Source organism: Castellaniella sp., from assembly GCF_049650445.1.
GTDB lineage: Bacteria > Pseudomonadota > Gammaproteobacteria > Burkholderiales > Burkholderiaceae_B > Castellaniella.
In genome coordinates this window covers 1-20,688 of record NZ_JBASAD010000037.1, presented here as the reverse complement: position 1 = coordinate 20,688, position 20,688 = coordinate 1, and the positions used below count along the sequence as shown (strand labels likewise).

Annotated in this window: 19 protein-coding genes, 1 tRNA gene and 1 pseudogene; 14 read left to right on the top strand and 7 right to left on the bottom strand. The window is 62.0% G+C overall.

Going from position 1 to position 20,688, the window contains the following annotated elements; translation table 11 throughout:
• Positions 1-6: 6 nt before the first annotated feature.
• Positions 7-654 carry a helix-turn-helix transcriptional regulator gene (locus WA983_RS13135; protein WP_424249472.1) on the top strand — a complete coding sequence of 216 codons (648 nt, stop codon included), beginning with the start codon at positions 7-9 and terminating at the stop codon, positions 652-654.
• Positions 655-674: 20 nt separating this feature from the next.
• Here the strand turns inward: WA983_RS13135 and WA983_RS13130 are convergent, their stop codons facing one another.
• Positions 675-995, bottom strand: a complete 321-nt coding sequence (locus WA983_RS13130; RefSeq protein ID WP_424249477.1) for a helix-turn-helix domain-containing protein — start codon at positions 993-995, stop codon at positions 675-677.
• A 542-nt stretch (positions 996-1,537) separates the two neighbouring features.
• Between WA983_RS13130 and WA983_RS13125 the strand changes: the two genes are divergently transcribed.
• Together WA983_RS13125 and WA983_RS13120 are read left to right on the top strand one after the other, a co-directional pair.
• Positions 1,538-3,166: a retention module-containing protein gene (locus WA983_RS13125; protein WP_424312158.1), complete on the top strand. Its 1,629-nt coding sequence runs from the start codon at positions 1,538-1,540 to the stop codon at positions 3,164-3,166.
• A gap of 70 nt (positions 3,167-3,236) precedes the next feature.
• On the top strand, positions 3,237-3,668 hold the full coding sequence (locus WA983_RS13120) for a DUF4351 domain-containing protein (protein WP_424312157.1): 432 nt from the start codon (positions 3,237-3,239) through the stop codon (positions 3,666-3,668).
• Between the two features lie 105 nt (positions 3,669-3,773).
• On the opposite strand, the gene WA983_RS13115 is transcribed toward WA983_RS13120, so the two are convergent.
• Together WA983_RS13115 and WA983_RS13110 are read right to left on the bottom strand one after the other, a co-directional pair.
• Positions 3,774-4,082, bottom strand: a complete 309-nt coding sequence (locus tag WA983_RS13115; protein ID WP_424248003.1) for a HigA family addiction module antitoxin — start codon at positions 4,080-4,082, stop codon at positions 3,774-3,776.
• A 12-nt stretch (positions 4,083-4,094) separates the two neighbouring features.
• Positions 4,095-4,184, bottom strand: a pseudogene (locus tag WA983_RS13110) (peptidase); the annotation flags it as partial.
• A gap of 41 nt (positions 4,185-4,225) precedes the next feature.
• Here WA983_RS13110 and WA983_RS13105 point away from each other — a divergent pair.
• Entirely contained in the window at positions 4,226-4,477 is a 252-nt protein-coding gene (locus WA983_RS13105) for a hypothetical protein (protein ID WP_424248001.1), read from the top strand.
• A 22-nt stretch (positions 4,478-4,499) separates the two neighbouring features.
• Here the strand turns inward: WA983_RS13105 and WA983_RS13100 are convergent, their stop codons facing one another.
• Positions 4,500-4,763, bottom strand: coding sequence for a BrnA antitoxin family protein (locus WA983_RS13100; RefSeq protein WP_424247999.1), 264 nt, complete (start codon positions 4,761-4,763; stop codon positions 4,500-4,502).
• Entirely contained in the window at positions 4,729-5,001 is a 273-nt protein-coding gene (locus tag WA983_RS13095; protein ID WP_424248005.1) for a BrnT family toxin, read from the bottom strand. Before WA983_RS13095 ends, WA983_RS13100 begins: the two co-directional genes overlap by 35 nt.
• Before the next feature lie 392 nt (positions 5,002-5,393).
• Between WA983_RS13095 and WA983_RS13090 the strand changes: the two genes are divergently transcribed.
• From WA983_RS13090 to WA983_RS13055, 8 genes are all read left to right on the top strand, one after another.
• A complete protein-coding gene (locus WA983_RS13090; protein WP_424312156.1) occupies positions 5,394-11,783 on the top strand; it encodes a retention module-containing protein in 6,390 nt (2,129 codons plus the stop codon).
• Positions 11,784-11,851: 68 nt separating this feature from the next.
• Positions 11,852-12,193 (top strand): transposase, encoded by a 342-nt coding sequence (locus tag WA983_RS13085; RefSeq protein WP_424312188.1) that lies wholly within the window; start codon positions 11,852-11,854, stop codon positions 12,191-12,193.
• Between the two features lie 34 nt (positions 12,194-12,227).
• Entirely contained in the window at positions 12,228-12,674 is a 447-nt protein-coding gene (locus tag WA983_RS13080; protein WP_424312155.1) for an IS4/Tn5 family transposase DNA-binding protein, read from the top strand.
• A gap of 215 nt (positions 12,675-12,889) precedes the next feature.
• A protein-coding gene (locus WA983_RS13075) for an IS3 family transposase (RefSeq protein WP_424312154.1) occupies positions 12,890-14,007 on the top strand; the annotation gives its coding sequence in 2 pieces (ribosomal slippage) (positions 12,890-13,151 and positions 13,151-14,007; 1,119 coding nt in all).
• Positions 14,008-14,103: 96 nt separating this feature from the next.
• Entirely contained in the window at positions 14,104-14,838 is a 735-nt protein-coding gene (locus tag WA983_RS13070) for a DUF4351 domain-containing protein (RefSeq protein ID WP_424312153.1), read from the top strand.
• A gap of 231 nt (positions 14,839-15,069) precedes the next feature.
• On the top strand, positions 15,070-15,753 hold the full coding sequence (locus tag WA983_RS13065) for a transglutaminase-like cysteine peptidase (protein ID WP_424312152.1): 684 nt from the start codon (positions 15,070-15,072) through the stop codon (positions 15,751-15,753).
• Between the two features lie 18 nt (positions 15,754-15,771).
• Entirely contained in the window at positions 15,772-17,670 is a 1,899-nt protein-coding gene (locus WA983_RS13060) for a LapD/MoxY N-terminal periplasmic domain-containing protein (protein WP_424312151.1), read from the top strand.
• A 125-nt stretch (positions 17,671-17,795) separates the two neighbouring features.
• Positions 17,796-17,870 (top strand) — tRNA-Arg (locus WA983_RS13055).
• Positions 17,871-18,027: 157 nt separating this feature from the next.
• Here the strand turns inward: WA983_RS13055 and WA983_RS13050 are convergent.
• Positions 18,028-18,525, bottom strand: a complete 498-nt coding sequence (locus WA983_RS13050) for an aminoacyl-tRNA deacylase (RefSeq protein ID WP_424251961.1) — start codon at positions 18,523-18,525, stop codon at positions 18,028-18,030.
• Between the two features lie 24 nt (positions 18,526-18,549).
• Positions 18,550-19,479: a site-specific tyrosine recombinase XerD gene (gene xerD, locus WA983_RS13045; protein ID WP_424251963.1), complete on the bottom strand. Its 930-nt coding sequence runs from the start codon at positions 19,477-19,479 to the stop codon at positions 18,550-18,552.
• A 98-nt stretch (positions 19,480-19,577) separates the two neighbouring features.
• Between xerD and modA the strand changes: the two genes are divergently transcribed.
• The gene (modA, locus tag WA983_RS13040; RefSeq protein ID WP_424251965.1) at positions 19,578-20,327 is read left to right on the top strand and encodes a molybdate ABC transporter substrate-binding protein; all 750 of its coding nucleotides are present in this window, start codon (positions 19,578-19,580) and stop codon (positions 20,325-20,327) included.
• 44 nt (positions 20,328-20,371) lie between these two features.
• Positions 20,372-20,688 (top strand): molybdate ABC transporter permease subunit (locus WA983_RS13035; protein WP_424312150.1); only part of this gene is annotated, 317 nt, incomplete at its 3' end.

The following is a 20,688-nucleotide window of genomic DNA, read 5'->3' as shown; positions in this document are numbered from 1 at the left end:
TACGCAATGACGATACCGGTTCTGTTGTTGACCGCCGATGACGCGCTGTACCAGCATTGGGCCGGGCTGGATGGGCTGGGTTGGGCGCCCGCGCGCGGCCATCGCCTGACCGACCTGGCCCCCTGGGGGCGGCGTGGCGTGCTGGTCATCATGGACGCCCGCCTGCTGCCCAGGGCCGATACCGACATCCCGGACGTGCCGACCGGCCTGCAGGTCGTCGTCGCCAGCAGCCACCCCGGCGATCCCGAGGGCCAGCGCGCCCTGGTCGCCGGCGCCGCCGGCTATGTGCACGCCTACATGCCGCTCACCGGCCTGGACCGCGTCCTGCGACACGTCATGGGCGGCGAGATCTGGGTCGGCAAGAGCATGCTGTCGCGCATGCTCAGCCAGATCGGCCAGGCAGTGCCCGAGTCCAGCCAGGACTGGGCGCGCGACCTGACCGTGCGCGAACGCGATGTCGCCCGCTACGTCGCCCTGGGCCATTCCAACCAGTCCATCGCCGATGTCCTGGGCATCACCGAACGCACCGTGCGCGCGCACCTCTCCGCCATCTTCGAGAAACTGGGCGTCACCGACCGCCTGATGCTGGCCCTGCGGGTACACGGCATCGACCAGACGGCGACCCAGGGGACGGCGAAGGGCGTGGGGGTTTAGGCTCTAAGCGTTCAGGCCGTTCAGGCAAATACCACTTCCACGGACCCCGTGTGGTCGGTGGAAGATGCTGGCCCGACGACGATCTGGACGCGGCGCCCCAAGCGGGTCAGGTATTCCAGCATCCGCGCTTCGCTGATGCCCCGGAAGTGTCCGCGCATCATATTGGAAAGCTTGGGTTGGCTGATGCCCAGGATGTCAGCCGCCTTCTGCTGCGTCCAGCCATGTTGTCGGATGATCTCGGTGATCTTTGCCGCCAGCCGCGCTTTGATCAGCATTTCATCCGCATCGGCGGCGCCGAGGTCGGCATAGACATTGCCGCTGCCTTCTTCAATCGTGATCATCGTTGCCTCATCATATGCGCCCGCACTGCCTTCAGGCGATCTCTGATTAAGTCTATATCCGGCCTGGGCCAGATGCAGTGCATAACCGAACGTGTCCTGCACCTCTGCAGGCATGGCCGCCAGATCCTTTTTTGAAGAACCGACCCAGAGCAGTGGTTTCATCCAGGGGCATCCTTGTTGATTATACCCATATGAGGATATTTCTTGATAATTTGTTGCTCCTGCGGACGAGGCTGCTTCCAGGGAGAGTAGTCCGGTGCGGGGCCGAGGATCCAGAATTGTCGGCGGTGAGCAGTCACCCGGATAGATCAGACATTTCCCGACGGCTGAAAAGGTCACGCTTGTCCCGGCAATCAGGAGTGCCCAGCGCGGCTGGTAGCGAGAAGTGGCGTTTACACCGCTCATTTCGGCCAGGTTTTCTACCCTGTCGTTTCAGCCAATAGACAGTTTTTCCTGAGGTTATTAGTATTAACCCTTATAAAACGGTACGGTCGGGCACAACCCGGTGGTTTACCAAGCATTCATCTTTGTAGGGAATTTCTTTGGCGACCGGCACGATTCAGATCCTTCACGTCACAGGCAAGGCCTGGATGCGCACTTCCGACGGCACGCTGATCGCGTTGCACGAAGGCATGCGCGTGCCCGTCGACGCCCGCATCCTGACGGACAAGGGCGCATCCGTCATCCTGCAAGCCGACGGGGTCCCAGCGGTGATTCTGGGGCAGAACACGGATATGCTGGTGACGTCGGAACTGGCGCAGGCCGACCCCACGCCGGCCGATCACGCCGTAACGGCGCCGGCCGATGTGGTCGCTGATCAGGTCCTGGCCGCGCTGGACGCGGGCCAGGACCCGTTTGCCATCCTGGACCCGACCGCCGCAGTGCTGACCGGCGGCGGTGGCGGCGGCGTGGCCTTTACGCGCCTGGCCAGCATCGTCGAACCTGTCACGCCGCTGGATCTGACCTACCCGCGCCCAGGGCTGGAAACGCCGGAATTCACCCAGTTGGGCGGAGCCGTCGCAGGCGAAGCGGACGCGGATGCGGCCGCCGCCGGTGCTGGTGGCAGCGCCGGCGAGAATGACGGCGGTGACGGCGGTGACGGCGGTGACGGCGGTGACGGCGGTGACGATTGCGGATGCGGTGATAAGGAAGTTCCGCCGGATGCGGACCGTGTCCAGAATAATCTAGGGAACCACGGCTGGTCGGGTGGTGCAAACACCATTTACGGCGTGGAAACGGGCGGCAACAACCTGGCCGGTGATTACGAGGCTGGCATGACCGTCGGCCAGGGTACCGTCACGAAAACCGGTGGTGATGATTACGTCGACGGTGGCAAGGTTGGCGCCGGCAATAATTTGTATGGTGATTACCTTGATTCTTCCGCTGTGGTCAGTTCGGGCGGTGACCTGACGCTGAACATCAATGGGGGCGCCGACGCGCTGTGTGACAGTGATGGGGCTGGCAGCAACCTGTATGGCGATTTCGTGCGGATCAATGCCGTGCAAGCGTACGGGGGCGACGTCACCATCAACGTCCAGGGCGGTTCCGATACGATCCAGGCAGGTGACGGCGGCGGCAACACAATCTACGGCGATCACGTGGAAATCGGCGCCCTGCAATCCGCTTTTGGGCATCAAGCGCAGGTGAACATCATCCTTGGGAACGACGTCATTCACGGCGGCTCCGGCGATGATGTCATCTACGGCGATTACGTCATCGGAGCAGACAAGGCCGGTGTGACGGTCACCGGGGGCAACGACACCATCCACGGCGGTGCTGGCAACGACACCATGTGGGGCGGCTATGGTGACGACACCTTCGTCTGGAAACTGGGCGACCAGGGCACGACGGATCATGCTGCGGTGGATACGATCAAAGACTTTGGCACGGGGGAAAGCCATCTGGGCAATGACACCCTGGATCTGAGCGACCTGCTCAAGGGCCATGACAACGACTTGACGCAGTACCTGCATATCAGCGGCGATGGCAAGCAGACCGTCATCAACATCAGCACCGATGGGCATGTAGGTGCCGGCCATGACCAACAGATCATCATCGAAAATGCCGACCTGACCGCTGGTTATCAAGGCGCCGGCCTGGATACCCCCGAAGGACAGGCTGCCCTCATCAAAAGCCTGATCGAGGGCAGCAAGCTGACCGTCGATCACTGACCCCCATAGGCGCAGCCGCTGGGACGAACTGGACGCCCTGGCACCGACCAACCCGTTTGCGGTGATCATCATGGCGCAGTTGCAGGCGTCGGGCCACCCGGACAAGGCGACCCGGCTGGCGCCGCTGCTGGATCTGACCCGGCGGCTTTATGGCTACGGCTATAAGCGGGAGCAGATCGGTCCCTTGCTGCGCTGGGTCGAGTCGGTGGTCCGCCTGCCGCCGGAGCTGGAAACCGAATACTTGCAGGTTGCCAAGGAACTGGAACGGGAGCATGAAATGAGCTATGTGACGATTGCCGAACGCCATGGACTTGCACGGGGCCATGCCGAAGGTCTTGTTAAAGGCAAGGTCGAGACGTTGTTGCTGCTGCTCCAGCGTCGTTTCGGTCCGATGGATACCGAAACCACGAAACGTATCCAGTCAGCGAAGCCTGCCAAGCTGGAAACCTGGTCCCTGAACATCCTGGACGCGACCACCCTGGAAGACGTCTTCCGCGACTGATCGCTCCCGATTCCCAGCCGCGTCAGGCGTGCTTGCCTTTGGGCGCGTGGCTCTTGAGCGATGCCACCATGCGCGTTTGCCACCCGCGCCTGGCCGTCATCGAACTTAGGCGGCAGCCTGCGCCGGCATGACATGCAAAGCCTTTCCCGAATGCTCGGCTTGCCACAGATCATAGGAAACCTGGCCGCGCAGCCAGGTTTGCGCGCTCGGCCCGCGGCCATTGGGTTTACGCAACCAGGCTTCCAGCCTGCGGGCCAGATCCACCGAGATTGCCGCGCGGCCATGCAAGACGCGCGACAGTGCCACGCGGCTCACGCCCAACTGGCGGGCAGCCTCGGATACAGATAGACCCAGTGCCGGCAGCACGTCCTCGCGTAAGGTCTCGCCCGGGTGCGGGGGATTGTGCATACGCATCGCATTGTGCTCCTAGTGATAGTCCTGGTAGTCCACCAGAATGACGTTTTGGCCCTCGAATCTGAAGGTCAAGCGCCAATTCCCGTTGACCCAGATCGACCAATCGTATCGCAAGGCGATCATCACCGTTTGCGGTGATCATCATGGCGCAGCTGCAGGCGTCAGGCCACCCGGACAAGACGACCCGGCTGGCGCCGCTGCTGGATCTGACCCGGCGGCTTTATGGCTACGGCTATAAAAGGGAGCAGATCGGTCCCTTGCTGCGCTGGGTCGAGTCGATGGTCCGCCTGCCGCCGGAGCTGGAAACCGAATACTTGCTGGTCGCAAAGGCACTGGAAATCTGGGCACTGAACATCCTGGACGCGACCACCCTGGAAGACGTCTTCCGCGACTGATCGCTCCCGATTCCCAGCCGCGTCAGGCGTGCTTGCCTTTGGGCGCGTGGCTCTTGAGCGATGCCACCATGCGCGTCTGCCATCCAGGCCCGGAACTTTTCCAGCGATCCAGCACGTCCGGGGGGATACGCAGGCTGATGGACACGCTGGGCGCAGCCGATTTCGGCCGCCCGCGGCGGACGATCTGACCGCCGTCATGCAGTTCGGCGTGCAAGAACCAGTCGTCCGTCAGCTCTGGTGCATCGTCGTGGTCAGGCGAGATGGCGCGCATATCTTTCTTGCTCACGGGCATTGGCTTTCCTCATGCTGATGATGCGGCGCATCGTGCCGCGTGGCGTCCAAACCAGAACGACCATCCGGTCGTCCATCTCACCGATAGTAATGTAGCGAGGTTCGCCGTAATCAGCGCGGTTGTCGAGCGCGGTGAAGTGTTTGCCAGCGAATACCTGATCTGCCAGATACATATCAAGCCCGCGTTCTGCCAGGGTCTTGATGCGCTTGACGGGGTCGCTGGTAATTTGCATAGTTATTGTATATACAATAAATAAGGTGAGCAAGGGCTCCTGCCAGCACGCATCTGATGGGTAAGGTATATCGGGTCTGATTGCTGGGAAATCGGCTCGGCCACCGGGTTGTGATGTTCCGGGTGCCTTATTTTGCAAGTGGCCCGCAGCCTCCACCAGACGGGAAACACCGGACGGCTAAAACGCTCCCGGATATTTCCATGCCTCGGTCGCCCACGCCAAAACGCCGCTGTCCGGCCTCCGTGTTTTCCCTAGTCACTCCCGCCCCCTTATTGTCTTTCCCGCCAATACGAAGATCGCAGCCACTCGCGTAGCATCCCGACACATGATCGCCGCAAGAGCGCATTTTGCGTATCCGTCGGCGCTACAGAATTCACCACTGGGGAACCCACATGGCTACCGATACCGTCCTGATCACTCACGTCACCGGCCAGGCCTGGATGCGCGCATCCGACGGCACGATGATTGCGCTGCACGAAGGCATGCGCGTGCCGGTCAACGCGCACATCCTGACGAACGAAGGCGCCAGCGTGACCCTGCAGGCCAACGGCGTGCCGCCGGTCATCGTCGGCCAGAACACCGACATGCTGGTTTCCGACGACCTGGCCGCTGCAAACCCGCAGCCGGCCGACAATGCTGTGGCGCCCCCGGCCGATACGACGGCCGACCAGATCCTGGCGGCGCTCGACGCCGGTCAGGACCCGTTCGCCATCCTGGACCCGACCGCTGCGACCTTGACCGGCGGCGGTGGCGGCGGCGACAGCTTCACGCGGCTGGCCAGCATCACCGAGGCCACCTCGCCCCTGGATCTGGCCTATCCGCGCCCGGGTCTGGAAACGCCGGAATTCACGCTGTTGGGCGGGGCTGCGGCGGGGGACGACGCGGCCCCGCTGATTCCTGCTGGGCCAACACTGAACATTCCCGACGGCAACGATCGTACCCATGAAGGCGGGCCGGTCCTCGTGCCGGGCACCTTCACCATCGGCGAAGCCGATACGACCACTGGAGTCGAGGGAACCTTCTCCTTCTCCGCTGCGGCTGGCCTGGCCGCCCTGGTGTTCAATTTCGCAGGCGAGACCGGCACGGCCGGCGGCGATGGCGCGCCTCCGGCCGCTTCTCTGACGGTGACGTTGGCCGAACTCGTCGCCGCGACGCCGGGTGCGCCCATCGTCATTGATACGGACCGAGGTCTCCTGACCCTGACCGGCTATGACCCGGCCACAGGCACGGTCACCTACCATTATGTGTCCGACGGTTGGCAGGATCACACGGGTGCGGCCACGGATCCGTTCATCGGGCAATACTTGCCCGATTCCATCGGCGTCACTGTGGTGGACAGCCTGGGCCGTTCCGTCACCAGCGAGATTGTGGCAGCCATCACGGATACAGAACCTGTCGCCAAACCGGATACCGCCGAAGTGACGGAAGACACTGTTCTGAGCGTCATTGGCAACGTCATTACTGGCACGGGGGCTGACGGCGAGGATACGCTGGCGGCGGATCCCACCCACGTGACCGCGATTCAGGCGCCGGGCGCAGCGGACGGCACCCCTGTGCCTGAAAGCGGCACGGTGACTGTGCAGGGTGTCTACGGCGACCTGACGATCGACGCGGACGGGAACTATACCTATACGCTGGCGGGGGGAGACGATCCCCGCTACGGCGCTGTGCAGGCGCTGGGGGCGGATTCCCATCCCACGGAAGTCTTCACCTACACGCTGACCGACCAGGATGGTGATCCCTCGTCCACGACGCTGACGATTACCGTCAACGGCATCAACGATGCGCCAACCATCACCTTCGGCAATGACGGTACTGACGCGAGTGCGGCGGTGTCGGAAGAGGGGCTGCGGGCCGGAATCCCGTTCCCGCTGCCGCCGCATGGCGATGGCATCCCGGACGGCGCTGGCACCCCGGATACGACCAACAGCGCCAAGGACAGCGGCACGTTCACGGTCCACGACGTGGATGCGGGCGATGTGTTGACAGTGAAGCTGGGCACGCCGTCCGAAACGCTGACCTCGAACGATCAGACGGTGCATTGGGTGTTGTCCAGCGATGGGCAGACGCTGACCGGCCGGGTCGGCGGGAAGCTGATCGGCCAGGACGTGATCAAGATCACGCTGCAAGACAACCATGATGGTACCTACTCCTACGACGTGAAGCTGCTGGCGCCGATCGATCACCCGAACAAGACGATTGAAGACGCCCTGAACGTCGGTGTGCCGATTCTGGTGTCGGACGGTCACACCACGACCACAGGTCACCTGACGGTCAACATCCAGGATGACAGCCCGCTGGCTGTCGATGACAACGGCGGCACGGTGGTCGAGGACTCCCACGGTCTGGCGGCGATTCTGTCGGGCAACGTGCTGGCCAATGACGTTGGCTGGGGCGCGGATGGCCCGAAGGACATCGTGCATGGTTTCCAGTGGAATGGCAGCAACGCGGTCCAGGTGGATGGCGATGGCAATCCTGTGGCTGGCGGTGCCAGTCTGTCCGATTACGGTCATTTGACCTTGTTGCCCACGGGCAACTGGGTGTTCGTGCTGGACAACGGCAAGGACGCCACGCAGGCGCTGGCCGAGGGCGAGACGCGAGACTTTGCGATCACCTATACGCTGACGGACAATGATGGCGATACGTCCACGGCGACGTTGACGGTCACCGTCAAGGGCACGAATGATGCGCCGACGATCACCTTCGGCCAGGAAGGCACTGACGCGAACGCGGCGGTGTCGGAAGAAGGGCTGCGGGCCGGATTCCCGTTCCCGCTGCCGCCGCATGGCGATGGCATCCCGGATGACAACGGCGACCCCGACACGACCAACAGCGCCAAGGACAGCGGCACGTTCACGGTCCATGACGTGGATGCGGGCGATGTGTTGACGGTGAAGTTGGGCACGCCGTCCGAAACTCTGACCTCGAACGATCAGACGGTGCATTGGGTGCTGTCCAGCGATGGGCAGACGCTGACTGGCCGTGTCGGCGGGAAGCTGGTCGGCCAGGATGTGATCAAGATCACGTTGCATGACAACCATGATGGTACCTACTCCTACGACGTGAAGCTGCTGGCGCCAATCGATCACCCGAATACGAGCATCGAAGACGCCCTGAATGTGGGTGTGCCAATCCTGGTGTCGGACGGTCATACCACGACCACAGGTCACCTGACGGTCAACATCCAGGATGACAGCCCGCTGGCCGTCAATGACAACGGCGGTACGGTGGTCGAGGACGCTCATGGTCTGGCGGCGGTTCTGACGGGCAATGTGCTCCTGAACGACACCGGCTGGGGCGCGGACGGTCCGAACGATCTGCTCGACGGCTTCGCCTGGAATGCCGGCGACAACGCGGCGGCGCAGGCCGACCTGTCCCAGTACGGCATGCTGGTGCTGGGGCCGGCGGGCGTTTGGTCCTTCGTGCTGGACAACACCAAGCCGGCCACGCAGGCGCTGGCCGAAGGGCAGGTGAAGGACTTTATCCTGAAGTACACGCTGACGGACAATGACGGCGATACGTCCGAAGCCTCGCTGACCATTCATATCCAGGGCACGGCCGATACGGCGGACGTGAGCTTCGATGCGGGTGCGGGCCCGGATGCGGGCAAGGTGTTCGAGGCCGGCTTGCCGGCCGGCACGGGCGAGATGTCCGATGGCGATGCGGGCAACAACAGCGATGGCAGCGAGACGACCACGGGCAAGATCACGGTGACGGCGACCGATGGGGTCGCCAGCGTGACCCTGGACGGGACTCCGTATACCTTGGCCCAGCTCGACGGCAAGACGGTGAATACGGGGACGGGCGTGCTGACGGTCACCGGCCATACGGTTTCGCCGGACGGCAAGTCGGTCGAAATCTCCTATAGCTACACGCTGTCGGGTGAGCAGGCGCACCCCAGTGCCGACGGCAACAATACGGTGCAAGACAGCATTCCCGTCGCGGTGACCGGCGTCGGCGGTAGCTCGGCCAGCGGCGCGCTGACGGTGACGATCGTGGACGATGTGCCCACGATCACGGTGGACACGGAAGCTACGGGCGCCTACGGCGCCGCGATCACCGGCAGCGTGGACATGGCCTTCGGCGCCGATGGCGAGAAGAGCGTCACGGTGAAGGTGGGCGGCGAGACGGTCACTGGCGTGAAGGACGGCAGCGGCAACTACAGCTTCACGCTGGCCGATGGTTCGGTGGTGAGTCTGAACGGCACCACTGGAGACTTCAGCTACAACGGCGTGCCGGCCTCTGGCGCGGGCACGAGCTATACCTTCACCTTCACGGTGGAGGATAAGGACGGCGACACGAACAGCGCGAGCACGACGGCCACGATTGCAGGTACGGACACGAGCGGTCTGTCTGGCGCGGCGAGTTCGTCGGATGTGGACGTGGCGGCCAACACGGACGGCACGCCAGGCAATGACGTGACCCATGCCGTGACGGTGACTGGCCTGCCTGCCGGTGCGCAACTGGCTGCGGGTACCTATACGGGCACGTACGGTTCGGTGACGGTGGATGCCTCGGGCAATGCGGTGTACCAGCAGACGGGTCTGTACACGCACACGGGTTCGGGTGCGGACACGAAGGCCGATGCCGACAGCGTGACGGTGAAGGTGACGCTGGGCGATGGCACTCAGGTGGACATGATCGTGAAGGTGGGCATTGCCGACGACGTGCCGACGGCGCAGAATCATAATGGCGGCACGGTGATTGAGGATGCGGCGACGAACTTCGTCGAGGGTGATGTTCTTGGGGCCGGCAGTGACAGTAGTTATGGCGCTGACGGTGCGGCATCCTCCGGTGCGCTTGCCTGGGGTACAGCGGTAGCTACCAAGGGCGGCACGACAGTGAACCTGGCGGATTACGGTCACTTGGATCAAAAATCGGATGGGACGTGGAAGTTCACGCTGGACAACACAAAGTCTGCTACGCAGGCCTTGAATGACGGCGACACGATTGACGTCCAGTTCAGCTACACGCTGAAGGATGCTGATGGCGACACGGTTACCAAGAACGTGAGCTTCGATATCCAGGGCCATACCGACGCCAACTACGACGTCAAGTTTGGCACGGCTGGTGACGATACGATCACCGACGGTAGTAATGTCAATTCCATCATTGTCGGCGATGTGCCTCCCGGTTTGACTACGGTTCCCGGGCAGAACTACAACATTGCCTTTATCGTGGATACATCTGGGAGCATGGGGGCCAAGGGCGTTGAAGATGCTGCGGCCGCCATCAAGAGTGTCATTGATACTCTGAAAGCTAAGGCTCTGGAAGATGGCAGTGGCAAAGTCAATGTGTATATTTCAGACTTTGACAGCACCGTGCGTGAGACCGTCACCTTTGACCTGACGGATCCGAATGTGGATTCTAAATTGCAGACGTTCCTGAACTCCATGAGTTCAGGTGGGGGTACTAACTACGAGGCAGCCTTTAAGGATGCAGCCAATTGGTTCCATTCCTCAGATGTGACGGGTAATCCTGGGCATAATCTGACGTATTTCATTACCGATGGGAAGCCGACCTATCGTTATGTTGACAGCAGCGATAATCCTAAGGTGATCGATAACTACTCTGGTAGCGATTCAAATTTAAGCTCTATCAAGCCAGCAGGCTACCAGCTGGGTGATGTGGTCACTGCTCAAGTGGGTGGCCAGACTAGAGTTATTATTGACGAATTGGGGCGTGTCCATCAGTGGACAGAATCAAAATTTTTAGGCTGGTCGAGTTGGTCTGATAACTGGAGCGATCCGAATGATCAAGTTCAGGATCATTATGTTTTCGCAGCCAACGGTAATGGTGGAGTTGGCTTGGCTATCATCAAGGGTAACGGTAGTAGCGAGAATGATAGTAACGTGATCTCTGACGCACAAAGCGCCTTTGGAATTATTTCCAGCATTAACGGTATGGTGGTCGAGGCCATTGGTATGGGGGAAAAGGTCAGTAATAATGACTTGAAGTCCTACGATACAGATCATCATCCTCAGACAGGTATCGATCCGAGCGATTTGGCTGCGGCTATTCTGGGAACAGAAGTCATGCAGCAAATGGGACAAGATACTATTAACGGGGGCAATGGGAATGACATTCTGTTTGGGGATTCCTTGATCTTGGGTAATAACGATTCTGGGATTTCTGGTGTGAGTGACTTGAAATCCTACGTGGCTAGCCATACAGGGAAGACTGCTGCAGAGGTCACCAATCAGGATATCCATGATTACATCACGGTCAACCATGGTGAATTCAACAAGTCAACGGATTACGACAATAACGATCATCTGTATGGTGGATCTGGCAACGATATCCTCTACGGCGGCGGCGGTAACGACGTCCTGGATGGCGGGTCAGGTAACGATATCCTCTACGGTGGTGCCGGTAATGACACCCTGACCGGGGGCGCCGGTGATGATGTGTTCGTCTGGCAGTTGAACGATAAGGGCACGACTGCTGCACCAGCCGTTGATCGTGTCACCGATTTCGGTGTGGGGGGGACGGATCTTCACGGTAAAGATATGCTGGATCTTAGCGATTTGCTGCAGAACCACCATGACACCGGCGGTGGTTTGCACGGAGATCTCTCTCAGTATCTGCAGATCACCGGTGGCACAGGTGCAAACGCTGGGAAGACCATCATCAACGTCAGCACCACCGGGGACGTTGCCCATGGCCATGATCAGCAAATCGTGATTGAGAATACAGACCTGACCCAAGCTTATTCCGGTATGGATCAAGCCCATATGATTCAGCAGATGATCGCTGATGGAAAGTTGAAGGTCGATCAGTAAGGAAGTAGGTAAGCAGTCTTAATCTGTAAGCCCCCCGGCCAGCACCGTCTTGAACCCAGTGGCGGTAACTGGACAATAGATCCCCATCAATTTCCAGATGGGGATCTATTGACACCGCGACATTTGGGGCTGGTGAGGACTTTCGCACTCTGCCTCGACGGCATTTCTCCAAAGAGGAGAAGCATCGAACTGTGCAAGAATTCCTGGCCCTGGGCGTTCCGTTGGCACGGTTTGCCAGGACGCGCGACCTGCACTACAACCAATGGAGTCGTTGGCGTAAAGAGTACCTGGCAGGCAAGTGTGGTCCGGTCAACATGCTTGGCGCGCCTGAATCCGTAAGCGCGCGCCGAACCTTGCAATTACCCACTAATATCATTGAGATGCAGAAGGTTCTCAATTATTTACTTTAACTTGACGTATGCTTCCATCGGTTAGACCTGACTGATGGTGGCGAACATGACACAGCATCTGGATTGGCCGTTTGGCGCCGACGCTTGGGCCGAGCATGAGGGGCGCTCTGCGCCACACGGGTTCTGTGATTTGCGGCTTGCGCGACGGCTCCGACAGATCCTCATGCAACTCTCGGACACCGGGGGACCCAGCATCCCGTTTGCCAGCCAGGACTGGGCTCAGGCGAAGGCGGCCTACCGTTTCTTCTCCAACCCACGAGTCAACGAACGCGCAATCCTCTCCGGTCATATGCGCCGCACCCAGGAGCGTGTAGACGCGGCCCCGGGGCCATTGCTCGTACTGCACGACACGACGGAGATATCCTATGGCAGAGACGTCGGCGGCGTGGGCCTAATCGGCCGGGTCGCACGCCTCACCGTTTGCGGTATCTTGATGCATTCCAGTCTGGTCGTGAGTAAGCGCGCGCCGAACACACCTTGAAGGCGCATGGCAATCAGGACGATAGTCCCCACTTGTTTTTAGTGGGGACTATCCATGGATTCAGACACTTCAGTGCAGCGGCCCGCGCGGCGTGTGCATAGCAAAGTCTTCAAGGCACAGATTCTGCAGGCGTGCGACAAGCCAGGCGTAGGATCCCCCTCAGAGTAGACATCAGCCAGTAGAATTTCGGAGCCTCCTTTCAATCGGAGACTCCCTTGAAGAAAAGCAGATTTACCGAAAACCAGATCGTTGCGGTGCTCAAAGAAGGCGAAGCCGGCATCCCGGTCGTCGAGTTGTGCCGCAAGCACGGCATCAGCAACGCCACGTACTATCAGTGGAAGAGCAAGTACTCGGGTGTGCAGGTGTCCGAGCTGCATCGCCTGCGCGAGCTTGAGGCGGAGAACGCCAAGCTCAAACGCATGTACGCGGATCTGGCCCTGGAGAACTCAGCCATCAAGGATGTGCTCAACCGAAAATCCTGACGCCGTCAGCCAGGCGCGAGGTCGTCGAGCAGTTGGTGGAATCAAAGCTCTCGGTCACACGTGCCTGTCAGATTGCTGGCCTATCGCGGGCGGCGTACTACAAGAGGCCAACTCCGGCAGAGCAACGCGATGCCGAGGTCATTGATGCGCTCAATGCGATCGTGACCCGGCATGGGCGCTGGGGGTTCTGGAAGTGCTTCACGCGGCTGCGGCTCGATGGCCGTTGCTGGAACAAAAAGCGGGTTCACCGGGTGTACTGCGAGATGGGATTGAATGTGCCTCGACGCTGCAAGAAACGGCTGACCGACCGGCCTCGTCAGCCGCTGGACCATTCCCTGGAACCAAACCGCTGCTGGGCATTGGACTTCATGCACGATGCCTTGTATTGCGGCCGACGCTTCCGGACGTTGAACGTGATCGACGAGGCCAACCGGGAATGCCTGGCCATCGAGGTTGGTACATCCATCCCCTCAGCGCGCCTGATTCGTGTGCTCAACCGCTTGATCAATTGCTATGGGACTCCTGAGGCTATACGGCTGGACAACGGGCCGGAAATGGTCTCGTTGGCCTTTACCGAATGGGCTGGCGCCCGGGGAATCGCCGTGCGTTATATCCAGCCAGGCAAACCGAATCAGAATGCGTTCATCGAGCGCTTCAACAAGACGTATCGCACTGAAGTGCTCGACGCTCACCTGTTCGCCAATCTGCAGCAGGTGCAGGCCATCACCGAACAATGGCTGATCGATTACAACGAATACCGCCCACATGAATCACTGGGCGACATCCCGCCGGTGCAGTTTATGCCCCGGCTAACCCTTGCTCCGAATCTCTACCAACCGTTGTCTACTTGACGGGGGATCCTACGGGTCGGCATATCCAGGGCTGCTTCTGGAAATCAGTCCCCGGGGCGGCCTGCACAGCAAGCATCACCCCAAGGGCTATGCATCATGCTGATTCTCGAACAGCAGGACAAGCCCGACGATTTCATGGCCCTGCGTACCGTCACCTACACCGGCCTGACGTACCAGACGCTGCTGCGCGGCCAGGACATCCGTCTGCCCTTGCCGCCGGTGCTGCCGGTGGTGCTCTACAGTGGGCGGCGGCGCTGGCGGGCGGTTCTGGATCTGGATGGCTTGATCGGCGACATTCCGGACGCTCTGCGCCCCTATCAGCCGCAGATGCGCTATCTGCTGGTGCATGAGCAGGATCTGCTCAAAAGCATCGGTCGGCCAGGGCACAACCTGGCGACACTGCTGTTCCGTCTGGGTCGCAGCCGCGATGTTGAACAGTGGCGCGGTTTGTTGCACACTCTGATCCAGGCAATGCGCACCGAGCCCGGCTACGAAGAACTGAACCGCAGCCTGACGGCCTGGCTGTATATCGTGGCCCAACGCAATGCCAACCCAGCAGAAGATCTTCCGCGCGTGAAGACCTTACAGGAGCTCGACATGATGATCGCTGAAAAACCCGGCATCTGGGCCCGGCAATGGCTCCGGGAAGGCCGCAAGGAAGGTCGCGCTGAAGGTCAGGCTGAACTGTTGCTTGAACAGATTCGGCACCGCTTCGGATCTGTCTCCGACGACGTCGTCCAACGCATCCAGTCGGCGCGAGTCCCGCAATTGAAAGCCTGGGCGTTGAATTTCGTGGACGCCACGACGCTGGACGACGTATTCCGGGATTGAGGCGCCTACGCCAGGCAGCTGCCTGCTGATTGCGGTTTTTCCAACCGTCGCGGGCGTTGCCGCCCGGTCCACGATCTCTGCCCTTGGGGGCGAGTGCCCCTCCTCTTGCATCCCCCATTGTCTTTAACGCCAATGTCAAGACGCGCGTTGCACCGGTAGTATCCTTGCGACAAACGTGGAATTGTTGCATCGCCTCTTTTCTATTGCACCTATTTGTATCAAAATCCGTGCATGTCCTATTGCCAGCCGACCGCTGCCAGGGTCCGTGCCCTGTCCAGGGGGTTGACGGTACTGGTCCTGTTCCTGGCGCTGGCCTGGGGGCCGGCGCCGGCGGTGACGTTCGACCCGGGGGCGCTGGTGTCCTATGCACGCCAGCACTACGGCGCCAAGGCCAGCCGCGCGGTGGAGTCCTGGCAGGCCATGCTGGCCCAGGCCGCAGGGCTGGACGAGCAGGAAAAGCTGCGCATGGTCAACAGCTTCTGGAACAACACCCTGATCGGCAGCGAGGACATTACGGTCTGGGGCCAGGTGGATTACTGGGCCACGCCGCTGCAATCGCTGTCCAAGGGCGCGGGGGACTGCGAAGACTACGTGATCGGCAAATATTTTTCTCTGCTGTACCTGGGCGTGGCGCCCGAAAAGCTGCGCTTCGTCTATGTGCGCGCCCAGATCGGCAGCCAGAGCATCGCCCACATGGTGCTGGGCTATTATCCACAGCCTCAGGCCGAGCCCCTGGTGCTCGACAGTCTGGTGGATCGGATGCAGCCCGCACACAATCGGCCGGACTTGACGCCGGTGTTCAGTTTCAATGCCCAGGGGGTGTACATGCCCGGTGGGAAGCGGTCTTCGGTGGATGGCATCGGCCGGTGGCGGGATCTGTTGTCCCGCATGCGGACCGAAGGTTTTCAGCCGTGATGGAATGAAAGGAATGTCATGTCCCTGTTGAGACAACTGCTGTTGAGTGTGACCCTGGCGATCCTGGTGATTCTGGCCGGGGCGACCTGGTTCAGTATCGGCTCGGCGCGTCAGTATCTGGACGCCCAGCTTCAGGGGCAGAGCGATTCCACTGCGACATCCCTGGCGCTGACGCTGTCGCAGCCGTCCAACCAGGACCCGACGGTGCGCGAACTGCTGATTTCCGTGCTGTTCGACAGCGGCCAGTTCCAGGTGGTGGAATTTCTGGATCCCACGGGCCGGATTCTGATCCGCCGCGAGATCGAGGACGGCCGTGACGACCGGGTCACCGCCCCCGACTGGTTCAGTCATCTGCTGCCACTGGAACGGCACGAGGCCCAGCGCCAGGTGACCAATGGCTGGTCCCAACTGGGCGTCGTGCGGCTGCAGGCGAACGATGCCTATGCGCGCAATGCGCTGTGGGACAGCACGGTGCGGATCGTGTCGCTGACGGTAGGGGCCGGCTTCCTGTGGGGGCTGTTCGTGGCCATGCTGATGCGCTGGCTGCGTCGGGCGCTGCAGGAGGATGTGACGGCGCGCGTCCAGGCCATGGCGCAGGCGTCGGCGGGCGAAGACCTGCCGCCGGTGCGCCATCCCGCGATGCTGGAACTGCGCGAGGTCGCCCAGATCATCACGCGCACGCACGAGCGGGTGCGGGCGACGGCGGCCGAGCACCAGTCGCGCATCGAATCGCTGGAACTCGAACTGAACCAGGATACGGTGACGGGCCTGGCCAATCGCAAATATTTCATCAACGAGCTGCGCCGGCTGCTGGAGCAAACCACGCCCGGGCAGGGCGAAGGCGGCCACGTGATGCTGTTCCGCCAGTGCGATCTGCAGTCGATCAACCAGACCATGAGCCGACAGGTGGTGGATCAGTGGCTGCGCAATATGGGCCAGTTGGTGCTGGAGGTGCTGCGTGAACGGCTGGGGCAGCAGGCCTGGCTGGCGCGCCTGAATGGGTCGGACTTCGCCTTCATCATGCCGATGGTGCCCGGCCCGGTGGCGGTGCGCGTGGCGCAGATCGTGGGCGAAATCCTGCAGGCTCAGCGTATCCAGTTGGGGCAGGCGGGGCTGTGCCGCTGGCGCATGGTGTTGACGGATTTCGAATCCGGCGAGGGGCTCAGCGATGTGCTGTCGCGCCTGGACGAGGCCTTGATGCGCGCCGAAAGTGCCGGACATACGAATGTGGAATACGTGCCGGGCGAGGATCTGCGCAGCGTGACGGGTGCCCGTGGCGGCGGCGAGCAGGCCTGGCGCGTGTTGCTGCGCAATGCGCTGGACGAGGGCTGGTTTGCCCTGGTGACCCAGCGCGATGTGTCCTCGGCTTCCGAGGACCGCCTGCAGGGGTTGTTGACCTTGCATGAGCCCGGTGCCTCGGAGCCTTTGTCGGGGTACTTGTTCATGCCGCCGGCCGTGCGTCTGGGGCTGTCCGCAGACTGTGACGTTCAGGCCGTCAGCCTGGGCCTGAACTGGCTGCGCACGCATCCGGGCGATCTGGTGTTGCGTGTGTCGCTGGCTTCGATCCTGCACGAGGAATTCCGCGGCGAGGTCGCCAGCCTGCTGGCCGAGATGCCTGACCAGAGCGCCCGCCTGCTGATGGATCTGGATTCGTACGGACTGGTCGCGCATCGCGCCCCGGTGGTGGCGTTTGCGACGATGCTGCGCGAACACGGTGTGCGCCTGGGCCTGCGGCGCTTTGCCGAGCAGCCCGAGGCGTTGCTGTATCTGCACGAGATCCGGCCTGAATACATCCGTGTGTCGGGCAGTCTGCTGGCCGCCCAGGCCGACAGTCCGGGCGCCCGCCGCCTGCTGGCGGCCGTCCAGGAAACAGCCCGCGAGATTGGCACGGTGGTGGATCTGGCGGCGGGGTCGTAGCGCGTTGGGGGCCAGGGCGTAGACTATAATCGCCAGCTTGTGTCGGATAGGCCAGCCCCGCCCGGGGTCTGCAGCCGATCCTGTTCCGGTAGCCGGTTTTTGAAGCCGCGCTTCTCTGGCGCCTCGTCTCCTTAGTTAAATGGATATAACTTTCCCCTCCTAAGGGAAGATTGCAGGTTCGATTCCTGCAGGAGACGCCATTAATTTTATGTAATACGATGATTTATAAGAATTGTCTTTTATTACATATTTTTTGCCCCATACACAGGTCCACACTAAAGATTTAGTGGCCATGGACTTCCACCGGAATAGTGGACCGTTCAGTGTTTCACGTGGTGGTGCGTAGGCGGCACGCCCTCAGTCCTCATCCCCCAAAGCCACCGTCACGGGCTTGGCGCCTAACGCTACGCTGAGCACGCTGGACGCCACGCTGATCAGATAGCCCCGCCGTCCGCCGTTCAGGTATACCGTGTCGTAGTCCAGCAGGCCGGCCTCGACCCAGACGGGCATGCGCTTGCGCGTCGCAAAGGGCGAGGTGCCGCCGACCTGATAGCCCGAATGGCGCTGCGCCGTGTCGGGCGAACAGGGCGCGATTTTCTTGGCCCCGGTCTGACGGGCCAGGTTCTTGGTGGAGACTTCGCAGTCGCCGTGCATCAGCACGACCAGCGGCCGGGCCTGCTCGTCTTCCATGATCAGGGTCTTGGCCACCTGATGCAGCGGTACGCCCAACTGGTGCGCGGCTTCGCGTGCGCCGCCGTGGTCGACGTAATCGTAGGGGTGCTCGCCAAAGGGGATCTTCTGCTGCCGCAGCCAGTGAGTGGCGGGGGTCTCGGAGGTGTGTCTGGTCTTGGTCATGGCGGGATGTATGCGTGCGGCCCCTCACGCGCGCGGATGGTGCTGCGCGTGCAGGGTCTTGAGCCGTTCGCGGGCGACGTGGGTGTAGATCTGGGTGGTGGAGATGTCCGCGTGGCCCAGCAGCATCTGTACGACGCGCAGGTCGGCGCCGTGATTCAGCAGGTGGGTGGCGAAGGCGTGGCGCAGAACGTGGGGCGACAGGGGTACGCGGATGTCGGCCTGCAGGGCGTATTTCTTGATCAGCAGCCAGAAGGCCTGGCGCGTCATGGCGGCCCCCCGGGTGGTGACGAACAGGGCGTCACAGGGGCGTGCGCCCAGGATGGCGGGCCGGCTCTCGCGCAGGTGACGCTCGATCCAGTGGAGGGCCTCGGCGCCCAGGGGCACCAGGCGGTCCTTGCCGCCCTTGCCCATGACGACGCGCACCACGCCGTCGCTCAGGCTCAGATCCTGGACGGCCAGGCCGACCAGTTCGCTGACGCGCAGGCCGGTGGCGTACAGGGTTTCCAGCATGGCGCGGTCACGCAGGCCCAGGGTGGCATCCACGTCCGGTGCGGCCAGCAGGGCCTCGACCTGCGTTTCGGACAGGGTCTTGGGAAAGCGGGCGGGCTGGCGGGCGCTGCGCAGGCCCAGGCAGGGGTCCTCGGCGCACAGACCGCGCCGCAGCGCCCATAGAAAGAAGCGCCGCAGGGCGGCCAGACGGCGGTTGGCGGTGCTGGCCTTGGTCTGCAGGTGCTGGGCCGCCAGCCAGGCCTGGATGTCTTCTTGCCGTGCGGCTTCGGGCGGGCGGCCGTGCTCGGCGCGCAGCCAGGTGCCGAAGGCGCTCAGGTCGCGCCGGTAGGCGGCCAGGGTGTTGTCCGCCAGACCGTCCTCCAGCCACAGGGCGTCCAGGAAAGTGTCGATCGTCGGAAAGGGGGAGGGCTGCGCCCTGTTCGCCAGGGCGTCCGTCTTGGGCATGGAAGGATTTTACCTGCCCCAATGATCATCATCACGCAGCCGGAATAGCGGAATATACCTATATATATTACGATGTTCGAAAACTGAAGGAGCCCTGCATGAAGATTCGTACCTGGGTGGCTGCGTGCGTCCTGACCGGCGTGGCGATGCCGGCTGTCGCCGGTGAAGTCCTGGTGTCGGCGGCGGCCAGTCTGACTAATGCGTTCAAGGAACTGGCGGCACAGTACGAAGCCGCTCATCCGGATGCCAAAGTGCTGACGACCTTCGGTGCGTCGGATGTGGTGTTGCGCCAGATCACCGAAGGCGCGCCCGCCGACGTGTTTGCCTCGGCGGACCAGAAGGCCATGGACAAGGCCGAGGCCGCCAAGGCCGTGGACCCCGCGACCCGGGTGAATTTCGTGCGCAACGAGGTCGTGCTGGTGGTGCCGGCCGACAATCCGCGCGGGATCGCGTCGCTGGCCGACCTGAAGAAGGCAGGCGTGACGCGCATCGCCCTGGGCAATCCGGCCTCCGTGCCTGTGGGCCGCTACACCCGGGCCGCCCTGGAAAAGGCCGGCGCCTGGGATACGGTCGAGGCGCATGAAATCCTGGGCGAGAACGTGCGTCAGGTGCTCAGCTATGTGGAACGCGGCGAGGTGGACGCCGGCTTCGTCTTTGCCACCGATGCCGCGATCATGAAGGACAAGGTCAAGGTCGTCCAGGTGGTCGAGACGCCCACGCCGGTGGTCTATCCGATCGCCCTGGTCCAGCGCGATGGCCGTGCGCCGGAGGCTGCGGACTTCCTGAAGTTCGTGATGTCGTCCGATGGTCAGGCCGTGCTGGCGCGCTATGGCTTCGCCAGGCCGTAAGCAGGCCGGCCCAAGTCTGATCTGAAACAGAGCGGGTCGTTTCAATGGACGGCATCTGGGTCCCGTTGCTGCTGTCGCTGAAGGTCGCCGGCTGGGCGACCATGCTGGCGACGGTCGGCGGGATCGCCGTGGCCTGGGGGCTGTCGCGCTGGTCCTCGCGCTGGTGCGATGTGGTCGACGCTTTTCTGACGCTGCCCATGGTGCTGCCGCCCACCGTGACCGGCTATTACCTGCTGGTGCTGTTCGGCCGGCGCGGCTGGCTGGGCGAATGGCTGCAGTCGCATGGGATCGAGCTGGTCTTCACCTGGCAGGGCGCCGTGGTGGCCGCCGCCGTGGTGGCGTTTCCCATGGTGTTGAAGGC

What these genes read in the sequence shown, in the direction of transcription:
- WA983_RS13135 (WP_424249472.1), top strand. Translation starts at nt 7, where the DNA reads ATGACGATACCGGTTCTGTTGTTGACCGCCGATGACGCGCTGTACCAG.
- WA983_RS13130 (WP_424249477.1), bottom strand. Translation starts at nt 995, where the DNA reads ATGATCACGATTGAAGAAGGCAGCGGCAATGTCTATGCCGACCTCGGC.
- WA983_RS13120 (WP_424312157.1), top strand. Translation starts at nt 3,237, where the DNA reads ATGGCGCAGTTGCAGGCGTCGGGCCACCCGGACAAGGCGACCCGGCTG.
- WA983_RS13115 (WP_424248003.1), bottom strand. Translation starts at nt 4,082, where the DNA reads ATGCGTATGCACAATCCCCCGCACCCGGGCGAGACCTTACGCGAGGAC.
- WA983_RS13105 (WP_424248001.1), top strand. Translation starts at nt 4,226, where the DNA reads ATGGCGCAGCTGCAGGCGTCAGGCCACCCGGACAAGACGACCCGGCTG.
- WA983_RS13095 (WP_424248005.1), bottom strand. Translation starts at nt 5,001, where the DNA reads ATGCAAATTACCAGCGACCCCGTCAAGCGCATCAAGACCCTGGCAGAA.
- WA983_RS13090 (WP_424312156.1), top strand. Translation starts at nt 5,394, where the DNA reads ATGGCTACCGATACCGTCCTGATCACTCACGTCACCGGCCAGGCCTGG.
- WA983_RS13080 (WP_424312155.1), top strand. Translation starts at nt 12,228, where the DNA reads ATGGTGGCGAACATGACACAGCATCTGGATTGGCCGTTTGGCGCCGAC.
- WA983_RS13070 (WP_424312153.1), top strand. Translation starts at nt 14,104, where the DNA reads ATGCTGATTCTCGAACAGCAGGACAAGCCCGACGATTTCATGGCCCTG.
- WA983_RS13065 (WP_424312152.1), top strand. Translation starts at nt 15,070, where the DNA reads ATGTCCTATTGCCAGCCGACCGCTGCCAGGGTCCGTGCCCTGTCCAGG.
- WA983_RS13060 (WP_424312151.1), top strand. Translation starts at nt 15,772, where the DNA reads ATGTCCCTGTTGAGACAACTGCTGTTGAGTGTGACCCTGGCGATCCTG.
- WA983_RS13050 (WP_424251961.1), bottom strand. Translation starts at nt 18,525, where the DNA reads ATGACCAAGACCAGACACACCTCCGAGACCCCCGCCACTCACTGGCTG.
- xerD (WP_424251963.1), bottom strand. Translation starts at nt 19,479, where the DNA reads ATGCCCAAGACGGACGCCCTGGCGAACAGGGCGCAGCCCTCCCCCTTT.
- modA (WP_424251965.1), top strand. Translation starts at nt 19,578, where the DNA reads ATGAAGATTCGTACCTGGGTGGCTGCGTGCGTCCTGACCGGCGTGGCG.